Source organism: Carboxylicivirga sp. M1479 (assembly GCF_007097485.1).
Lineage (GTDB): Bacteria > Bacteroidota > Bacteroidia > Bacteroidales > Marinilabiliaceae > Carboxylicivirga.
The window spans coordinates 1-20,183 of record NZ_VKDE01000037.1 but is presented as its reverse complement, the minus strand read 5'-3'; the positions used below and the strand labels follow the sequence as shown (position 1 = coordinate 20,183).

Below are 20,183 nucleotides of genomic sequence, written 5' to 3'. Positions count from 1 at the left end.
TTAATTAATTAATCTCCTTGCCCACAATCTATTGTTGCAAATTGATATGATAGAAAAAGATATAGCAATTGTTTTTGATTGTGGTGCTACCAATGTTAGGGTTATAGCTATTGATGATGCTGGCCAAATTTTATCTTCATATGCCTTGCCCAATGAAACAGATGAAGACCCTCATTATGCAGGAGGAAGAATTTGGGATTTAGAAAAATTATGGGGTAAACTGCGTAAGGCAGCTAAGTATGTTACCTCTGAGATTGATTGTTCTAGAATTGCAGGCGCAACCGTCACAACTTTTGGAGTAGACGGTGCCTTTGTCGATGAGAAAGGTGAATTATTATACCCCGTTATTTCATGGCAGTGTCAGCGTACATCTGCTATTATGGATAACATTGATAAATACCTTCCTTTACAAGATTTGTATAAAATCACGGGTGTCTATCCATATGCATTCAATACAATCAATAAAATGATCTGGTTTAAAGAAAACAAACCAGAGATAGTTGATGAAGCTCATCGCTTCGTTTTCATTCCTTCGCTTTTAATTCATAAACTTTCAGGTGTTCTTCTAAATGATGTTACCATGATGGGGACAACTATGATGTCTGACCTAAAAGATAGGAAATTGTCGAAAAGGGTGATGGATGCTATTGGCGTTGATGCAGAGTTGTTTGGTGAAATTGGTGAGGCCGGACAGCAGGCTGGTTCTATTAATCAGCAAGCGCACGAAGAAACAGGCTTGCCTTTAGATGTGCCAGTATTTTTAGCTGGACACGATACTCAATTTGCCATTTTTGGTTCAGGAGCTCAGTTGAATCAGCCTGTTTTAAGTTCTGGAACCTGGGAGATTTTGATGACAAGAAGTCAATCATTTAAGTCGACGCAGAAAGAGTTGGATAACAACCTGACTATTGAAATTGACGCTCAAAAAGGGGTTTATGACATAGGTCAAAACTGGTTGGGATCAGGTGTGTTAGAGTGGTTTTCACGTCATTATTATCCAGAGTTAAAAGGAGATGAGTTGTATGAAACCATGATAGCCGATGCAGAGCAAGAGCTTCCAGGGGCGAATGGACTTATGGTGGATCCTGCTTTTTATGATGATGGCTCCAGTGCCAATGGAGGTACGATAAAAGGTTTAACGATTAATACGCAAAGAGGTCAGTTGTATCGAGCTTTTCTAGAAAGTTTGGCTTTTCGTCTTCGTGAAGCTTTAGATGCGCTTGAGGTGGCTGGTAACTTTAAAGCTGAGCGAATTATTTGTGTAGGCGGAGGTTCTAAAAATAGGTTGTGGAATCAGCTTAGGGCTGATGTTTGTAATGTGCCAATTCAGTTTATTGATCAAAAGGAAACAACTGTACTCGGTGCTTCTATGTACGTATTTGCTGGTTTAGGCGTGAGTAAAACTAGTATGGCAGCAAGGAATAAAATAGACTATAAACCTAAGTTGGTTATGCCATCTGGCAATTCTGCCATCTATAATTCTTTATACAAGAAGTATCTTAACTTTAAGAAATAATCAAGTTTCATACAAAATTAATCGATAATGTTAAAAGGCATATCTCCACTATTAAGCCCCGAATTGCTTTCAGTTTTATACCGAATGGGGCATGGTGACGAAATCATCCTAGCAGATGCTCATTTTCCTGGCGAGAGCTTTAATAATCGTGTTTTAAGGGCTGATGGACTTTGTGTTCCTGATTTACTAGAAGCAATTTTACCGCTTTTGGAGTTGGATGCCTATGTTAAAGCGCCCTTAATAATGATGCAAGCTGTTGAGGGAGATGTTTTAGATTCTAATGTTGAAGCTTCGTATTTACATGTTATACACAAAACAAATCCCACTGTAGCGCCTATCGAACGAATTGATCGCTTTGCTTTTTATGAACGCACAAAAGAAGCCTTTGCGGTAGTGATGACCGGTGAAACGGCAAAGTATGGAAATATCATTCTTAAAAAAGGTGTTACCCCTGTGGGCTAAAAAATCCAAATGAACAGATTACTAAATCCAAAATTATGAGTAAAATAACTGAGAAAGTTGTTGAAAAAAAATACCTCGTACCATTTATCTTAATAACAAGCCTCTTTGCTTTATGGGGTTTTGCTAACGATATTACAAATCCAATGGTGGCGGCCTTTAAAACGGTGATGGAGCTCACGCATACAAAGGCAACCTTAATTCAATTTGCGTTTTATGGAGGTTATGCAACTATGGCTATTCCGGCTGCCTTATTTGCGCAAAAATATTCTTATAAAAAAGGAATTCTATTAGGCCTTGGTTTGTATGCTACCGGAGCTCTTTTGTTTTATCCGGCTGCGCAGTTTCAAATGTTCGGCTTTTTTGTTGGATCCTTATATATCCTAACATTTGGTCTGGCATTTCTTGAAACAACTGCCAATCCGTTTATTCTTTCTTTAGGTTCTAAAGAAACATCAACTCGCCGTTTGAATCTGGCGCAGTCATTTAATCCAATGGGTTCATTTTTAGGAATGATGGTGGCTGCAAAGTTTGTTTTGGCCAATTTATCAGCTGATCAGCATTTTGATGCTCAGGGGAATAAAATAGAATTTTCAACACTGGATGAAGTAAGCAAAGCAGCCGATCGCTTGCATGATTTGGCCATAATCAGAGATCCCTATGTGGCATTGGGTATTGTTGTATTAATAATGCTGATGATTATTGCAGTGGTGAAAATGCCGGATACGGCACATCAGGAGCAAATTCATCCCTTGCAATCTATGAAGCGATTAATTAAAAATAAAGTGTATCGCGCTGGTGTGTTAACACAGATAGCTTACGTTGCAGCTCAAATAATGTGTTGGACCTTCATTATTCAGTATGCCGAGAACCTAGGATTAACAAAAGAATCCGGTCAGTATCACAATATGTGGGCCATGGGTTTATTTATTGTAAGTCGTTTTGCCAGTACACTTATTCTGAAATATGTTAATGCAAGTAAGTTATTAATGTGGTTTGCAATAGGTGGTATAACAACTACAGCAGGTGCTGTTTTTATTGTTGGTATGCCTGGCTTGTATTGCCTGGTGGCAACCTCTGTATTTATGTCCTTAATGTTTCCTACCATTTATGGTATTGCACTAGGGAATGTTGGTAAGGATACAACCATGGGATCTGCCGGGTTGGTAATGGCTATTGTTGGAGGAGCTATTATGCCAATGCTACAGGCGATGATAATTGACTTTGAAACAGTGGCTTGGTTGCCTGCTGTTAATGCATCATTTATTTTGCCAATGTTATGCTTTGTTGTTATCGCCCTTTATGGAAACTACTCCTATCGGAAGTTAATGGTACTGAAATAATTATTAACGAACATTACTCAATAGATATTAAAACTTTAAAATAAATAACAAAAAGACTATGTCAGTTAGAAATTTGAATTTGTTACATCCGCGCGATCAAATCATAATGATTATCAATCGGATTTATCAAAAGGGATTAACTACTACTTCGGGTGGTAATATCTCAATCATGGATGAGAGTGGAGATATGTGGGTAACTCCATCGGGTGTCGATAAAGGATCTTTGAAGCCTAGTGACATCATGTGTGTAAAAGCTGATGGTACGATTATCGGTCCTCATAAGCCTTCAATGGAATATCCGTTTCATAAGGCAATATATGTAGAGCGGCCTGATTTAAAGTCTGTTGTGCATGCTCACCCACCGGCATTGGTAGCTTTTAGTATTGTTCGTCAAATACCAAATACCAATGTTATTCCGCAGGTAAAGTCGGTTTGTGGTCCTATTGGCTATGCCAAATACCATATTCCAGGAAGTAACGATTTAGGTGATTCTATTTCGGAGCAATTCAAAGAAGGATTCGATTCAGTAATTATGGAAAACCACGGTGCTGTGGTTGGCGGATCGAATGTTATAAAGGCTTACGAACGTTTTGAGACATTGGAATTTGCTTGTCGCACGCTGATAAATTCAAAAATTATTGGTGAACCACAATTCTTAACTGAAGAGCAGGTGGATACCTTCAATAAGCAGGTTCCAACGGATCATCCTAAAATGAACGATGTTGTTTATACATCGGATGAAAAAGGTATTCGTCAGGAAATTAAAAATATGGTTCGTCGTGCTTGTGATCAGGGGTTGATGATGAGTACCTATGGAACAATATCAGTGCGTTGGAAAGACAATGACTTTTTAATTACACCAACCGATGCTACACGTTGGGATATTCAAGAAAGCGACATTGTACAGGTAAAAGACGGCAGGAGTGAAGCTGATAAAGTACCAAGTCGTTCAACTTGGTTGCACCAAAAAATTTACGAAATGCATCCTGAGATTAACGCCATTATTTTAACACAGCCAGAGTATTTAATGGCATATGGTGTGACTCACAAGAAATTGGATGTAAGAACCATTCCTGAAAGCTGGATTTTCTTGCAAGATATGGCGAATGTGCCATTTGGTTCGCATTTTACCAATAACAATACATTACCCGAATTGATCTCTAAGGAGAACCCGGGTGCCATTATTGAGAATGATTCGGTGTTAATGACAGGTAATTCTCTACTTCAGGCTTTTGATCGCTTAGAGGTTGCTGAGTTTAGTGCTAAATCATTAGTAATGGGTACATCATTAGGTGCATTTGCTCCAATGAGTGATGGCGAAATCGATGAACTTAGAAAAACATTTTTCTAGGACGAGGTAAATTACTGTAGTAATACATAGAAATCCGGGTAGTTAGTTAATGGTGTGAACCGTTAACTGCTATGCCGGTTTTATTTTGCTCATTTGGAAAAAAATAGGACAATTAAATAAGAATATAATGTTAGAGAAGAGAAGAATTTATCTGCCGCCTTTGAGCCTTGTTGGACCGGGCGTTATTACAGACCTTGTCGAAGAAATTAAAGCTTTGGGAGTCTGCAAGGTATTTATTGTAACAGATAAAGTTTTAAATGAATTAGGTGTTGTTAAGAAAGTAACAGATCTAATGGATGTTCAATCTGTTGGTTATGTAACTTTTGACGATGTTCAGCCTAATCCAACCTGTGCCAATGTGCATAATGGCTTGGCTATTTTCGAAGAAAACAAGTGCGATTACATATTAACTATTGGTGGAGGTTCGCCTCAAGACTGTGGTAAAGCAATTGGTATTTTGGCTACTAACGGTGGTAATATCAAAGATTTTGAAGGTATTCATGTCTCAAAGCATAAATCAACACCAATAGCGGCCATCAACACAACAGCGGGTACGGCCAGTGAGGTTACCATTAATTACGTGATTACCGATGAGGAGCGTAAAGTGAAGATGGTGATGGTTGATAAGAATTGTTTAGTTTCAATTGCGGTTAATGATCCTGAACTAATGTTGAATAAACCTGCTGCTCTAACTGCAGCAACAGGTATGGATGCATTAACACATGCGGTTGAAGCCTATGTAACGGCAGGTGCATTCCATTGGTCCGATCACATGGCTCTTTATGCTATTCAACTAATTAGCGAAAGTCTTCGTGATGCCGTTAAGGATGTCAGTAACCTGGAAGCTCGCAGTAAAATGGCTTGGGCTCAATTCATCGCCGGCCAAGCTTTCTCTAACTGTGGATTAGGTTTTGTACACTCAGCCGCTCACCAGTTAGGTGGTTTGTATAATACGCCACATGGTGTAGCCAATGCGGTTTTATTACCACATGTCGAGCGCTTTAACCTATCGGCTTGCCCAGAGAAGTTTGCTAAAATTGCAGAGGCAATGGGTGTTGATGTTTCAAAGATGAGTGCTGTTGAAGCTGCTGAGTCTGCTTTAGATGCGATTACTCAGTTGTCAAAAGATGTTGGTATTCCAATAAGTATTAAAGAATTGGGTGCTAAAGAAGAAGATTTTGAGTTGATGGCTAAAAATGCGCTTGCGGATGTTTGTACAGGCGGTAATCCAAAGGAAGTATCCTTGGAAGATGCTGTTGCAATATACCAGGCGGCGTATTAAGCTTGGGTTTTTATCTTATAGGATTAGATAATTGGAGGAGAGGGCTCAGGCTTTCTCCTCCTTTTTTTAAGAATGTATCGTCAATTGAGTCTTAATCATTTTTGCTAATTACATATAATTCCAAATGCATAGTTTGGCTTAGAATGTTCCATATAAGCCATATTCATTTGTATTACAATATACCTGACTGTAAAAAGAAAAGCCGTCTTTGTTGGTTTCCATTTTTCTATCAAGTCTAAGAATAGGGTGGCCCACTTCCACATTAAAGTACTCTTGAACTTTCTCATCTGCTTTAATAGCCATCAGCTTTTGTTCTCCTCCCAATACTTCAATTTGGTAGGCTGTACGCATTATTTCAAATAACGATCGGTTTTCAAAATTTCGACTTGAAAAGCGCGGGAGATTGATATTGGGGATTAAAGTAATATCATAAAAAATCGGTTGCTTATTCATTATTCGTAGCCGTTCAAGTCGGTAGCAGCCCACTTCTTTTTCAAAATCATGCAGTGGAAAGCCAAAGGCATCGTCACATTTAATTAGCGATGGCCTTACAATCATCTTTGTCTCCAAATTGTCTTTGCCAATGGCTGATGTGGTACCTGACAATGACAGGATGCCTACGCCTTGTGGTTGTCCTTGTACAATGCTTCCTTTTCCTTGTTTTTTGCGAATGTAGCCTTCGTGCACCAACCTGTCCAGTGCTTTTCTAACGGTTGGTCGGGTTACTTTGTGTGTTGTGCATAGTTCATTTTCAGAGGGGAGAATATCTCCTTTTGAATACGAGCCCTCTGTTATGTGCTTGCGCAATTGCTCATAGAGAATTTTATATGGAGGAAGTGCTTTTTTATCAGACATGCTTTAAAATTTCATGTAAAGATAAGCTAAATAAGATGTATATACAAGTTACTTGTAAATAGTGTTAAATGTCAGTAAGAGAGTAACTTGATTGATTTCTTAATATTAACTTGTGTATACATGTTGTGCTTGATAAATTTGATCGCAATTAAAAATGAATTATAACTGGTAATAAATAAGATATGGCTAACGCAATTATAATGCCTCGCCAGGGGCAATCCGTAGAATCCTGCATTTTTACCGATTGGTACAAGCAAGTAGGAGATGTAATCGCTAAAGGAGATATGCTCTTTGCTTACGAAACTGATAAAGCATCGTTTGAACAAGAAGCAGAAGAAGATGGTGTTCTATTGGCTGTTTTTTGTGAAGCAGGTGATGAAATTCCAGTATTACAAAACATCGGTGTGATTGGTCAGGAAGGAGAGAGCGTTGATGGTTTTAACTCTAATAGTGCAGAATCTACTGAGGTAGAGATCCAGGTAACAGAGGTGGATAAACAAGTGCAGGAAGAGCCCGTTGTTGAGATAGTATTAAAAGAATCGGACAGCGATGAGCGGGTGAAAATTTCGCCTCGAGCAAAAAAAATGGCTGAATCGGAATTGGTGCCTTATGCAAGCATTGTTGGAACAGGACCAGAAGGACGCGTAATTGTTCGTGATATTGAAGCCTATTTGTTATCTAAACCAAAGGTAACGCCATTGGCCAAGGAGGTAATGAAAGAAGAAGGTTTGACAATTGCCGAAAAAGGCAGCGGCTTAGCAGGGGCAGTGAGGGCAACTGACTTAAGTGCCAATAATCCGGTTTATGGCAATGATTTTGAAATTAAGAGATTACCAAATATTAGAAAGCTTATAGCAAAGGCTATGCATGCTTCTCTACAAAACTCAGCTCAGCTAACGCACCATTTAGGGGCTGATGCACGTCGTTTGTTAGAATTACGCAAACAGGTAAAAGCAACAGAAGGTGCACCTAATATTACCATCAATGATATGGTGTGTTTTGCGCTTATTAAAGCTTTAAAGCAATTCCCTGATGCCAATGCACATTTCTTGGGAGACAGCGTGAAGTATTTTAGTAAGGTTCACCTTGGTTTGGCTGTAGATACTGAAAGAGGCCTAATGGTTCCTGCCATTAAAAATGCCGATGACCTATCAATTACTGGTTTATCTAATCAATTTAAGGAAGTTGCAGAATCATGTCGTCAGGGTAATGTTGATCCTGAGCTATTGAATTCTGAAGCAGCGTCGTTTACGGTATCCAACCTGGGTAACTACGGCGTTGAGATGTTTACACCGGTTATTAATCTACCTCAAGTAGCAATTTTAGGTGTCAATACGATTGTTCCACGTCCGGCTGATTTAGGTGGAGGAGTTTATGGTTTTGTGCCTTATATGGGATTAAGTCTGACTTACGACCACCAGGCTTTAGATGGTGGAATGGCAACACGTTTCTTAAAGCAGATAGCCATTGAGATTGAGAACCTAACAATAGATTTTTAAGGATATGTACGATTTAGCAATTATAGGAGGAGGACCTGCTGGTTATGTAGCTGCCGAAAGGGCTGGTGCAAAAGGGCTAAAAGTGGTGCTCTTCGAAAAGAAAGAACTAGGTGGTGTATGCTTGAATGAAGGGTGTATGCCTACCAAAACCTTGTTGTACAGTGCTAAGCTATACGATAATGCCAAGGCTGGTAGTAAGTACGGTGTTGAAGCTGGAAGTTTGTCATTCAGCTTTGAAAAGATGATGGCACGCAAGCAAAAGGTAGTGAAGAAACTCGTCGGTGGTGTTGGTGCCAAGATGAAACAATTTAAGGTGGAGGTTATGAATGGATCTGCTTTAATAAAAGGACGTACCCAACGGGGTATTGAAATAGCATTTCAAGAAAGAGAGATAATGGCTTCGAACCTGCTGATTTGTTCAGGTTCTGAGGCTTTTGTCCCACCTATTCCTGGAGTGGAGAACAATGAAGCCATTCTAACAAATCGTGAAATTCTTGATTTGGAGCAACAGCCCAAGTCCTTAGTGATTATTGGTGGCGGTGTTATTGGAATGGAGTTCGCCAGCTTCTTTAATAGCTTAGGAACAAAGGTTACCATTATTGAAATGATGGATGAAATACTGACTGGTATGGATGTTGAGATGAGTGCCATGCTTCGTCAAATGTATGCCAAGAAAGGCATCGACTTTAATATGTCATCAAAAGTTACCAAGGTAGATGGACAAACCGTAAGTTTTGAAAAAGAAGGCAAGACGCATACTATCCAGGGTGATAAAATACTGATGAGTGTTGGTCGCAGGCCTGTAACTACAGGTTTTGGTTTGGAGAATATCGGCGTTGAGCTATTCAAAGGTGGTATTAAGGTCGATGAAAAAATGCGCACCAATATCCCGAATGTTTATGCTGCAGGTGATGTAACAGGTTTTTCATTGTTGGCTCATACAGCTAGTCGCGAAGGCGAAGTGGTTGTAAACAACCTGAGTGGAGGAGAAGATCAAATGCGTTACAATGCTATTCCGGGAGTTGTGTATACCAATCCCGAGATTGCTGGTGTTGGACTAACAGAGGAAGTGGCCAAAGCAAAAGGTATAAGCTATAAAATTGCTCAGTTGCCAATGGCGTATGCAGGTCGTTTTATTGCTGAAAATGAAGGTGGTTCAGGTATGTGCAAGGTGCTTGTTGGCGCTAAATATGGCGAAGTATTGGGGGTGCATATGTTGGGTAACCCTTCCAGCGAAATGATATATGGTGCCTGTATGGCCATCGAAGGCGAAATGACTGTGAAAGAACTAGAGCAAGTCGTTTTTCCTCATCCTACTGTATCTGAAATATTCCGAGAAACCATTTTTAGCTTTTCTCATTAAACACAATTGCAAATTTTAAAAGTTTAGAAAAAATGCCAAAATCACAATTTATAGATCCCGCAAAAGTTAGACAATCAGGTAAGATTGAATTTAAAGATATTCCAGTAAATCAGTACCATAAAAGTATTGAGGAAGAGAAAGTAAATTTCTCAAAAGAGCAGTTTAAAGATATATATCATGATATGGTTTTGATTCGTGAATTCGAAACCATGTTAAATGAGATTAAAGTTAAAGGTGAATATCAAGGGATTTCATATAACCACCCGGGGCCAGCTCACTTGTCAATCGGACAGGAGTCGGCTGCTGTTGGTATGGCTTACCATTTAGATGAAAAGGATTTTATCTTCGGTTCGCACCGTTCGCATGGCGAAATTTTAGCCAAAGGAATGTCTGCCATTCATAAAATGGATGACGCGACCTTAACTGCAGTCATGCAGAATTTCTTTGATGGCACCATCTTAAAAATCGTTTCCGAGAATCATCAAGGCGATTTAAAATCATTGGCTCGTCGTTTCTTAATTTATGGAACATTAGCCGAGGTTTTCGCTCGCGAAACGGGCTTTAATAAAGGGCTAGGTGGATCAATGCATGCTTTCTTTACGCCTTTCGGTGTTTATCCAAATAATGCCATTGTGGGCGGATCTGGCGATATCGCAGTTGGTGCCGCTTTGTTTAAGAAAGTGAATCAGAAAGATGGTATTGTAGTAGCTAACATTGGAGATGCATCCATGGCTTGTGGCCCTGTTTGGGAAGGTTTGTCCTTTGCCTCAATGGATCAGTTTGAAAAGTTATGGGAAGGAGCTTACAAAGGTGGTTTGCCAATCATCTTTAACATCATGAATAACCAATATGGTATGGGCGGGCAAACTTGTGGCGAAACCATGGGTTACGACATTGCTGCTCGTATTGGTGCTGGTGTCAATCGTGATAGTATGCATGCCGAGCGTGTTGATGGTTATAATCCGTTGGCCGTGATTGATGCTTACAGTCGTAAAATGGAATTATTAAAGGATAAGAAAGGTCCTGTTTTATTGGATGTTCTGACTTACCGTTATAGTGGTCACTCGCCGTCTGATGCTTCATCGTACAGAAGTAAAGAGGAGGTAGAAGCATGGGAAGATCAGGATTGTATTCTTTCATATGCCAAGGAGCTAACAGGTGCTGGCATTGCAAGTATTGATGAACTGGAAGCCATTAAAGCCGATATTACGGAGTTGATGAAATACTCAATGACTTTGGCTATTGATGATGAAGTATCTCCATGCATGGATTTAGTAAAGCATCCTGAGATTATTGGAGACATGATGTTCTCTGAAGGTAGTGTGGACAAAATGGAAGATCGTCCGGTGGAAGTTAATCATCCAATGGAAGAGAATCCTCGTGTTAAGCAGATTGCCAAGAAAGAGCGTTTTGCTTTTGATACCAATGGAAAATCGTTTTCAAAAATCAAACAATACCAATTGCGTGATGGCTTATTTGAAGCCATTGTCGATCGTTTTTATAAAGATCCTACGCTTGTTGCCTATGGTGAAGAAAATCGCGATTGGGGCGGTGCTTTTGCCGTGTATCGTGGCTTAACAGAAGCCTTACCATATCAGCGCTTGTTTAACTCACCAATTTCAGAAGCGTCTATCATCGGTACAGCCATTGGTTATGCCATGTGTGGTGGTCGCGTTATTCCTGAGATTATGTATTGCGATTTCTTAGGACGTTGTGGTGATGAAGTATTTAATCAGTTACCAAAATGGCAAGCCATGTCGGGTAATGTGATTAAGATGCCGGTTGTTATTCGTGTGTCGGTAGGCTCTAAGTACGGAGCACAGCACTCGCAGGATTGGTCATCGTTAGTGGCGCATATTCCTGGATTGAAAGTGTGTTTCCCAGTTACCCCTTACGATGCTAAAGGAATGATGAATACTGCTCTTCAGGGAACGGATCCCGTTATTTTCTTTGAGAGTCAGCGAATATACGATATTGGTGAGCAATTCCATGAAGGCGGTGTGCCAGAAGAGTATTACGAAATACCGTTTGGTGAGCCAGATGTTAAAAAAGAAGGTAAAGACATTACTATTCTTTCAATAGGTGCTACCATGTATCGTGCTTTAGAAGCAGCTCAGGAATTAGAAGAAAAATATGGCATGTCAGCCGAAGTGATTGACGCCCGCTCGATTGTTCCATTTAATTATGAGCCGGTTATTGAAAGCTTGAAAAAGACAGGACGCATTGTGTTAACGAGTGATGCTAACGAACGTGGTTCATTCTTGAAGGATATGGCACAACGCATTACTGAACTGGCTTTCGACGAGTTGGATGCCCCACCAGTTGTCGTTGGATCACGTAACTGGATTACGCCAGCTTATGAATTGGAAGATTATTTCTTCCCAACTAAAGAATGGTTAATTGATGCAATACACGAAAAGATTGTGCCATTGAAAGGGCATGTGGTGACCAATAACTTCACTAATGCAGAGATAATTCGTCGCTCTAAACTAGGTATTTAACCAAACAACAATGAGCTACATAAATTATATGAAAGATTTTACCCCCGAAACAGTTTCGGGGGAATTGGAACCTCTAAAGGTTAACAATCACCTTCATACTCCCTATTCATTTAGTGCGTTTGCAACTGTTGAAGAGGCCTTAGATCAGGCATTGGAAGAAAATGTTCAGGTTGTTGGTGTGAATGATTTTTACACATTTGAAGCCTATCAAAAATGGTGTAGTGGCGCTTTCAAAAGAGGGTTGTATCCATTGTTTAATGTTGAATTTATCGGCATTAATCAGGAAGATAAAAAGAACGGCTTTTTAATCAATGATCCATCTAACCCGGGGCGTATCTACATTAGTGGTAAAGCTTTGGCTTATCCCTCAGTTTTGTCAGACGATGACCAAAGGGTACTGGATGACATTATGGTGCTAAACAATCAACGCTCTGAAGAAATGACGCAGAAGTTAAATGATTGGTTTAAAGAGGTTGGTTTTGGCTATGAATTAAATTTTGATGACATTAAAAGAAATCTGACCAGTGGTCATGTGCGTGAACGCCATTTGGCTTTGGCAATTAGGTTGTTAGCTGAGAAGCATTATCATTATACTGAACGCTTACTGGGTTTTTACCTTTTGTTATTTGGTAATAAGTGCTTCGAAAGTAATCTGCACTCATCTGCAGGAATGGAAAATGAGATTAGAAGTGCCTTACTAAAGGCGGGTAAACCGGCTTATGTTGAAGAAAATCCGGATGCATTTGCACCTAGTAGTGTTATTAAAGAAATTATCTTAAAAGCTGGCGGCGTACCTACTTATCCATTTTTGGCCGATGCCGTAAAAGGGTATACTGATTTTGAACGTGAATTGCATAAAGTAAAAGAAGGTCTTAAGCGTCGAAATATCTATTCGGTAGAATTGATACCCACCCGCAATTCGCATCAGGTACTTAAAGAGTATGCTGTATATTTAAGAAAGCATGGCTTTGTTGTGAGCTTTGGTACCGAGCATAATAGTCCAGGTAAACAGCCTATAGAGGTTATGGCTAAAGGTGGCGTACCCCTGGATGATGAATTGCTGCAAATCAATTATGAAGGAGCCTGTATTTTAGCCGCTCATCAATACTTGTTTGCGAAAGATGGCAAAGGCATACTGAATGAAACAGGTGTGTTCATTCAGGAAAGACGAGAAGAGTTTTTCCAACTGGGAAATTCACTTATTAAACATGTAACCTGTAAAAAAGAACTTCATGGAGTTGATTGATATTATACCAATGGTACGCATGCTGTTATCTAAGGCAGCATTGGTAAGTTGTAATGGAAGTTTAGATGCAACTGAACAGTGTGATTCTTCCTCTGACAATTGTGTTTGTATTGATGAAAGTGATAATAAGGAGCGTTTGATAGCCGCTTTAAAAGAGCACTTATCAAAGGGGTCAGCACCTGTTAAAACCATTTCTATTAAAGGAAAAGGAGTGATTTCGGTTGAATACCCCAAGGGTGCACCTGTCATCAATGGTGTGGTTGAAAATCGCATTATTATTGTGACCGGTGGAGCACAGGGCTTTGGCGGTGGTGTTGCCGAGGAATTATTCGCTAAAGGTGCACATGTTGTTGTGGCCGACTTAAACGAGGAAGTGGGTAATGCAATGGTTAACAAGCTGAATAGTTTAGGCCAAATCAATAAAGCCATTTTTGTTCATGTAAATGTGGGGGATTCGGACTCTGTTAAGCGCATGGTTGAGCAAACGGTGCTACAATTGGGTGGTGTTGATGCAATCATTAGTAATGCTGGTATTCTGCGGGCAGGAGGCTTGGATGAGATGGACCCTGATACTTTTGATTTAATGACGAAGGTGAACTATGCCGGATATTTTTATTGTGCCAAGCATGCTTCGCGTGTGATGAAACTTCAGGCTGAAGTGGCACCGCAACACTTCACTGATATCATTCAAATTAATTCTAAATCAGGATTAAAGGGCAGTAACCGTAATTTTGCCTATGCAGGTGGTAAATTTGGTGGTATTGGTCTAACACAGTCTTTTGCATTGGAGCTGATGCCTCACAATATTAAAGTGAACTCCATTTGTCCGGGCAATTTCTTTGATGGTCCATTATGGAGCGATCCTGAGAATGGCCTCTTTGTGCAATACCTAAAAGCTGGTAAAGTGCCAGGTGCTTGTAGCATTGAAGATGTTCAGGCTCATTACGAGAAACAAGTGCCAGCAGGACGAGGTTGTCGTGTAAAAGATGTTGCTAAAGCCATTGTATATGTGATCGATCAGGAATATGAAACAGGGCAGGCCATTCCGGTAACGGGAGGCCAGGAAATGCTCAGATAGATGAATGATGTTTGAATGATGATGTATGATGCGGGTATATCGACTAATGTCTTGATACTAACGTCTTGCATCTTGATACTTAAGAATTATGAAACGAGCCATGAGAATAGCTTCTCACACAGAAGTATGATTAATTTTGGCGAGTTCCATCTGACCATTGAAAAATAGATTTAAACAGATGAAAACAAAAGCAGTACGATTATACGGTAAAAAAGACCTTCGCATAGAAGAGTTCGAATTACCCCAGATTACAGAGGATGAGATTTTAGCAAAAGTGGTAACGGATAGCCTTTGTATGTCAAGTTACAAGGCAGCGAACCAAGCCAGTGACCACAAGCGGGTACCTAATGATATTGATACAAATCCGATTATTATCGGTCATGAGTTTGCGGGTGAAATTATTGAAGTGGGGGCTAAATGGACCGATAAGTTCAAAGCTGGCCAGAAATTTTCCATTCAACCGGCTATTTATTATGAGGACGGTCCAGTTGGTGTGTTAAGCGCACCAGGTTATTCATACCAGCACATTGGAGGTGATGCAACCTATGTAATTATTCCGAAAGATGTGTTGGTACAGGATTGCTTGTTAGCTTATGAAGGTCCAGGTTTTTATCCAGCGTCATTAGCCGAGCCATTAAGTTGTGTAATTGGAGCTATGCATGCTAATTATCATACTAAAGCAGGTAGTTACGTGCACGATATGGAGATTGTTGATGGAGGTAAGATGGCAATTTTAGCGGGCGTTGGGCCTATGGGTTTGGCCGCCATTAATTACGCCCTTCGTCGTGAAGATCGTAAACCATCATTATTAGTAGTTACTGATATTGACCAGGCGCGTTTAGATAGAGCAGCAAGTCTTTATACGGTTGAATTTGCAGCGTCAAAGGGTATTGATTTACGATATGTCAATACCTCTAAGATGGGTGATGCAGTGGCTGGTCTGCGCGAAATAACAGGAGGTGATGGTTACAACGATGTATTTGTTTTTGCACCAGTAGCACCGGTAATTGAGCAGGGCGATGCCATTCTGGGTTTTGATGGTTGTTTAAACTTCTTTGCAGGACCATCTAATACCGAGTTCTCAGCCAAAATGAATTTTTATAACGTGCATTACGCTTATACACATATTGTGGGTACATCAGGTGGAAATACCTATGATATGAAAGAAGCGCTTGAGATAATGACTAATGGACTAGATCCTGCTGGCTTGGTGACACATATTGGTGGACTAAACGTAGTGCCAGAGGCAACGCTTGATTTACCAAATATTCCAGGTGGCAAAAAATTGGTGTATCCTCATGTTGAGATGCCGCTAACAGCCATTTCAGAATTCAAGAGCTTAGGTCAAAGCAATCCTGTTTACGCTCAGTTGCATGAGATTTGTGAAAAAAATGTAGGTTTGTGGAATGTAGAAGCGGAAGCTTTTTTATTAGAGAATGCGGATAAATTAAATTATTAATTGAATAGATATGTTGTATTTAGCGGATACTGCTAATGTAGAGGAGTTGAAAAAGTTGTTTTACTATTTTCCCATTGATGGAGTTACAACTAATCCTACAATTATTGCTCAGGCTGGTAAGCCTATGTCACAGATTTTACCAGGGTTGATTGAGATTGTAGGTGATAAAATGCTTCATGTGCAAATGATAAGTAATAAAGCAGAGGATATGCTTCGTGAGGCTAAAGCTTACAAGCAAAAGTACGCTTTAGGAGATAATTATTTCGCTAAAATTCCTGTTACTGAAGAGGGATACAAGGCGATGAGCATGATAAAAGAGGCTGGTATAAAGGTAACTGCAACCGCCATTTTTACACAGCAACAAGCTTTGGTTGCTGCCCGAGCAGGGGCCGATTGGGTGGCTCCGTATGTCAATCGCTTAGACAATATCTCATCGCACGGTATTGAAGTGGTGGGAAATATTGTAGAGAATTTTGAGCAATACGGCTTAGATACACAAGTATTGGCAGCTAGCTTTAAAACCGTTGACCAGGTGCATCGTGTTAGTATGATGGGTAGTCATGCAGCCACCATCAATTTTGAAATATTGGAGCGTTTACGAAGTCACCCTATGACTGATATGAGTGTAGAGTGGTTCGAAAAAGATGCCGAAGGCCTATATGATATTGATTTTTGACTGTATTAGTTACAGTAGATCAGTTCTTCAAACTGTAAAAGCACTTTTAATTAACGAATTAAAGGTGCTTTTTATTAGTCACATGTAAGTGAATATCCTAATTCGGACTACATTCAAATTCTAGGTCTAGGCATTAATTTTAGTAGGTAATTCAGAAAGTGCTTCAAACCTGCTACTCCTCTCAACTGTCGACGAAAATATTTAATTTCTGCTTGAAAAATGCATTCTCCGTTTCATCAGTAGAATAGGTGGCATTATGTGAACAATTCGACCTCTTTTTCCTTTTAAAACAAAGCTAAAATGATGAGTCAATTGAAAGATACTTTATATGTTCTGTTTGGTAGTCGTACTGGTAATGCAAAATCGGTGGCAGTACTAGCACACGAATATGCCCTGAGCCTTGGATACGAAGCTTTATTGCTTGATATGCAAGAGATGGATTATAGCCAGGTAAAGATCATTAAGAACCTGTTAGTAATTGTAAGTACGCATGGAGAAGGTGAACCGCCTGTTCAAGCCGAGGGTTTTTATGAATTTCTGCACAGTGATGCTATGGATTCGGTAAAGGCACAATTTGCTGTTTTGGGATTGGGCGATAGTAGCTACCGTTATTTTTGTCAAACAGGCGAGGATATTCATAAGCGCCTGGAGGAATTGGGAAGCCACCCGGTAATGGAGCATGCTAAGTGTGATATTGATTTTGAAGAAACGGCTAAGCAGTGGGTTCTCGATGTTTTTCAGTCCTTGGATGGACAGCTTAAAAAAGTCAATCCACCCAATAAAGAGGGCTTTACCTTTGAGCTAAAAATCGATGGAGAGCAACATTCGGCATACAAGGCCGAGCTGCTGGAAAAGAAACTATTGACTTCAGAAACCAGTAGTAAGAAAGTGCTGCATGTTAGCCTGTCGCTGAAAAATTCTGGTATTGACTATTTACCGGGTGATGCCATTGGTGTTTATGGAACCAATTCGCGCGCGTTGGTTGATGAACTATTGACGGTATTGAATTTTGATAAAGCCTACCCTGTGCCTCAAAAGGAGACCACACGTTTATTGAAAGATGTGTTGATTAATGATTATGAGCTAACACTTGTAACTCCTTTGGTGATAAAAAAATATGCCGAAATTGTACAAGTTGAAGCACTTAATCAATTAGTGCAAGACGATAAAGCGCTTGAGTCTTATAGCAGTGAGAAAGACATCATGGATTTGGTGTTGGATTATCCGGGGCACATCACTGTTGAGCAATTTCTGAGTGTTTTACGTAAGTTGAGTCAGCGTTTGTATTCTGTTTCATCGAGCAAAAGTGCGGTAAACGATCAGGCCGACATTGTGGTGAAGGTGATTGAAAATAATGGTGGCTCAAGGGTAAGAAATGGTGTCTGTTCATCCTATTTATGGAATCGATTAGATGAGGGTGATATGGTGCCGGTTACCCTGGAAACTATTGCCAAATTCCGATTACCAGATAATGATGATGCTCCCGTGATCATGGTTGGAGCAGGTACAGGTATAGCGCCCTTTAGGGGTTTTTTACAAGAGCGCAGGGCCCGTGGTGCCAAGGGTGTGAACTGGTTGATTTTTGGCGAGCGCAATAGTGAATCGGACTTTTTGTATAAAGATGAGCTCATGTCATTTCAAAAAGATGGTACCCTTCAGCAGTTAAGTACTGCTTTCTCGCGCGATCAGAAGGAAAAACGATACGTGAGTCATCTGATTGAAGAAAATGGGCGTGAAATTTTGGAATGGATAGAGAAAGGGGCTGTTACCTATGTTTGTGGTAGTAAAGACCAGTTGGCTGTAACGGTACGTAGCAGTTTTATTAAGGCCATTGCAAAACATAAACAGATGAACGAAAGTGATGCGCTCACTTATTTTGAAGGGCTAAAAGGCGCTAAGAAATACCAGGAAGAAGTTTATTAATGTGGTGAGTGAAGTGGGTGTAAGAAGAGATCTTTTTCGATCGCCCTACAAGCTCCGCTTCAATGGGAGCTTAGGGGTGATCAAAACTTAAGTTTCCAATGAGTGTAGTGTTTTAAGATATGCCACACCTCATCATCTTATTTTATAAACGAGTCAACGGGTTTTAACTGATCTATCCATGTGGCATTTTCGTCGTAGTGCATTAAAAATGGTTTGTACGATTGGTTCACATCACGATGCCTGATGTATTGAATTTGAAAATACTTTTCTCCATTTACTGGATTCTCGATGATGCCCATAATTTGTGCTTTACCCATGGCTGCCGACATGGATGGTCCTGTAACAGTTTTAGCTAAGCTAGATGTATAGCGTATGGCATTGGTAAATATGTCGTACGCTTTAGCCAAGGGCACCTGAAAGTAGCCATAAGGACCTGTCTCGCGTTCGATAAACATATAATAGGGTATCATGCCCATGTTAACCTGCTGATCCCACATCTTTTCCCATACTTCGGCCGATGCATTAATGTTATTCAAAAGAGGTGATTGCGTTCTAATTTCGGCTCCTGTGGCACGAATGTTAGCAATGGCTTCGGCCACCGCACTGTTACCCATCTCCTGGTAATGGTTAAAGTGTGCCATAATAGAAAGGTGAATGCCTTTGTCAACAATTCGTTTGAACAAATCTAGCATTTCTTGTGCTTCTTCGTTGTATTGCGGAAGAAATACGAACGGCCACCAAGTCAGTGATTTGGTTCCAAAACGAATGGTTTTCAGGTTTTTTAAATTGGCCTTGAAAATGGTGTCGATGTATTTACTAATGGTACGCGGACTCATAATCATTGGGTCGCCACCAGTAAACAATAGTTCATGCAAATGCTCATGTTGCCTGAAATAGTCACACACACGGTCAATCTCTTTCATCGAAAATTGAAGATCCAGGTCCTTTACAAATTGAGGCCAGCGAAAGCAAAAAGTGCAATTGGCATGACAGGTTTGTCCTTGTGTAGGGAAAAACAAGGCAATATCGCGGTATTTGTGTTGTACGCCTGGCAAGGGTTCGCCATTTAAGCTTGGTATGTTTGATTGTTGTTGTGCTGGATGTGGGTTAAGACTCAGGCGAATGTTGTTGGCTATCTGAGTGATTTCATGCTGGGCTTTGTTATTCACAACCGCCCATTTAATTTTCTGGTAATCATCCTCCGGCAGCATGTGTCGGTTCGGAAAAGTGAGTATGTAACAGGGGTCTGTTTCGTAGTTTTTCCAGTCAATCAGGTAGTCGGTTACATAATTGTTCGCTTTAAAAGGCAAAACGCGGGAAACAATTTCTATTTCCTGTTTAACACTTTCGGGGAGCATTTTTATGTATTCTAGTTGCCTGAAATTTTTAACGTTATAGCTTAAGATTTTCATCTGTTTAAATTTATTTTCATCTGTCAGATGGAACTCTCAAGTAAATTTCATCATCCGCATGTGTGTCAATTTGGATAATTAAATTTACATGGTCGTTTCATATACTCTAATTAATTACAAGTTTTTAAGCCACTTTATTAGTGGAGCTATTAATATTTTTCTCTCTCGGATCAAGACATATATAATCCTGACGATATGGTGTTTTGTTTTTAATGACGCT

At 40.0% G+C, this 20,183-nt stretch carries 15 protein-coding genes; 13 read left to right on the top strand and 2 right to left on the bottom strand.

The features are described 5' to 3' along the window. The first annotated feature begins 46 nt into the window (after nucleotides 1-46). The 5 genes from fucK to FNN09_RS18415 all read left to right on the top strand — a co-directional run bounded on the left by fucK (nucleotide 47) and on the right by FNN09_RS18415 (nucleotide 5,951). A complete protein-coding gene (gene fucK, locus FNN09_RS18435; RefSeq protein ID WP_143303961.1) occupies nucleotides 47-1,516 on the top strand; it encodes an L-fuculokinase in 1,470 nt (489 codons plus the stop codon). Between the two features lie 27 nt (nucleotides 1,517-1,543). Further along, on the top strand, nucleotides 1,544-1,978 hold the full coding sequence (fucU, locus tag FNN09_RS18430) for an L-fucose mutarotase (RefSeq protein WP_143303960.1): 435 nt from the start codon (nucleotides 1,544-1,546) through the stop codon (nucleotides 1,976-1,978). Between the two features lie 35 nt (nucleotides 1,979-2,013). Then, nucleotides 2,014-3,318, top strand: coding sequence for an L-fucose:H+ symporter permease (fucP, locus tag FNN09_RS18425; RefSeq protein WP_221932537.1), 1,305 nt, complete (start codon nucleotides 2,014-2,016; stop codon nucleotides 3,316-3,318). 58 nt (nucleotides 3,319-3,376) lie between these two features. Then, complete coding sequence (locus tag FNN09_RS18420) at nucleotides 3,377-4,669, top strand: class II aldolase/adducin family protein (protein WP_143303959.1); 1,293 nt, start codon at nucleotides 3,377-3,379, stop codon at nucleotides 4,667-4,669. A gap of 127 nt (nucleotides 4,670-4,796) precedes the next feature. Beyond that, complete coding sequence (locus FNN09_RS18415) at nucleotides 4,797-5,951, top strand: iron-containing alcohol dehydrogenase (protein ID WP_143303958.1); 1,155 nt, start codon at nucleotides 4,797-4,799, stop codon at nucleotides 5,949-5,951. Between the two features lie 138 nt (nucleotides 5,952-6,089). On the opposite strand, the gene FNN09_RS18410 is transcribed toward FNN09_RS18415, so the two are convergent. Continuing rightward, nucleotides 6,090-6,806 carry a GntR family transcriptional regulator gene (locus FNN09_RS18410; protein ID WP_143303957.1) on the bottom strand — a complete coding sequence of 239 codons (717 nt, stop codon included), beginning with the start codon at nucleotides 6,804-6,806 and terminating at the stop codon, nucleotides 6,090-6,092. Nucleotides 6,807-6,988: 182 nt separating this feature from the next. Here FNN09_RS18410 and FNN09_RS18405 point away from each other — a divergent pair, with 182 nt between their 5' ends. The 8 genes from FNN09_RS18405 (at nucleotide 6,989) to FNN09_RS18370 (ending at nucleotide 18,551) form a co-directional block, all read left to right on the top strand. Continuing rightward, on the top strand, nucleotides 6,989-8,305 hold the full coding sequence (locus tag FNN09_RS18405) for a dihydrolipoamide acetyltransferase family protein (protein ID WP_143303956.1): 1,317 nt from the start codon (nucleotides 6,989-6,991) through the stop codon (nucleotides 8,303-8,305). A gap of 4 nt (nucleotides 8,306-8,309) precedes the next feature. Beyond that, complete coding sequence (gene lpdA, locus FNN09_RS18400) at nucleotides 8,310-9,668, top strand: dihydrolipoyl dehydrogenase (protein ID WP_143303955.1); 1,359 nt, start codon at nucleotides 8,310-8,312, stop codon at nucleotides 9,666-9,668. Nucleotides 9,669-9,700: 32 nt separating this feature from the next. Further along, the gene (locus FNN09_RS18395) at nucleotides 9,701-12,169 is read left to right on the top strand and encodes a thiamine pyrophosphate-dependent enzyme (protein ID WP_143303954.1); all 2,469 of its coding nucleotides are present in this window, start codon (nucleotides 9,701-9,703) and stop codon (nucleotides 12,167-12,169) included. A gap of 10 nt (nucleotides 12,170-12,179) precedes the next feature. Then, the gene (locus FNN09_RS18390; RefSeq protein WP_143303953.1) at nucleotides 12,180-13,415 is read left to right on the top strand and encodes a hypothetical protein; all 1,236 of its coding nucleotides are present in this window, start codon (nucleotides 12,180-12,182) and stop codon (nucleotides 13,413-13,415) included. Continuing rightward, nucleotides 13,402-14,493 carry an SDR family NAD(P)-dependent oxidoreductase gene (locus FNN09_RS18385; RefSeq protein ID WP_143303952.1) on the top strand — a complete coding sequence of 364 codons (1,092 nt, stop codon included), beginning with the start codon at nucleotides 13,402-13,404 and terminating at the stop codon, nucleotides 14,491-14,493. The genes FNN09_RS18390 and FNN09_RS18385 overlap by 14 nt, the downstream gene beginning before the upstream one ends. Nucleotides 14,494-14,671: 178 nt before the next feature. After that, nucleotides 14,672-15,952 (top strand): zinc-binding dehydrogenase, encoded by a 1,281-nt coding sequence (locus tag FNN09_RS18380; RefSeq protein WP_143303951.1) that lies wholly within the window; start codon nucleotides 14,672-14,674, stop codon nucleotides 15,950-15,952. A 10-nt stretch (nucleotides 15,953-15,962) separates the two neighbouring features. Next, nucleotides 15,963-16,628: a transaldolase family protein gene (locus FNN09_RS18375; RefSeq protein ID WP_143303950.1), complete on the top strand. Its 666-nt coding sequence runs from the start codon at nucleotides 15,963-15,965 to the stop codon at nucleotides 16,626-16,628. A 303-nt stretch (nucleotides 16,629-16,931) separates the two neighbouring features. Then, a complete protein-coding gene (locus tag FNN09_RS18370) occupies nucleotides 16,932-18,551 on the top strand; it encodes a sulfite reductase flavoprotein subunit alpha (RefSeq protein ID WP_185969059.1) in 1,620 nt (539 codons plus the stop codon). 137 nt (nucleotides 18,552-18,688) lie between these two features. Here the strand turns inward: FNN09_RS18370 and FNN09_RS18365 are convergent, their stop codons facing one another. Continuing rightward, complete coding sequence (locus tag FNN09_RS18365; protein ID WP_143303948.1) at nucleotides 18,689-19,963, bottom strand: KamA family radical SAM protein; 1,275 nt, start codon at nucleotides 19,961-19,963, stop codon at nucleotides 18,689-18,691. Nucleotides 19,964-20,183 lie beyond the last annotated feature (220 nt).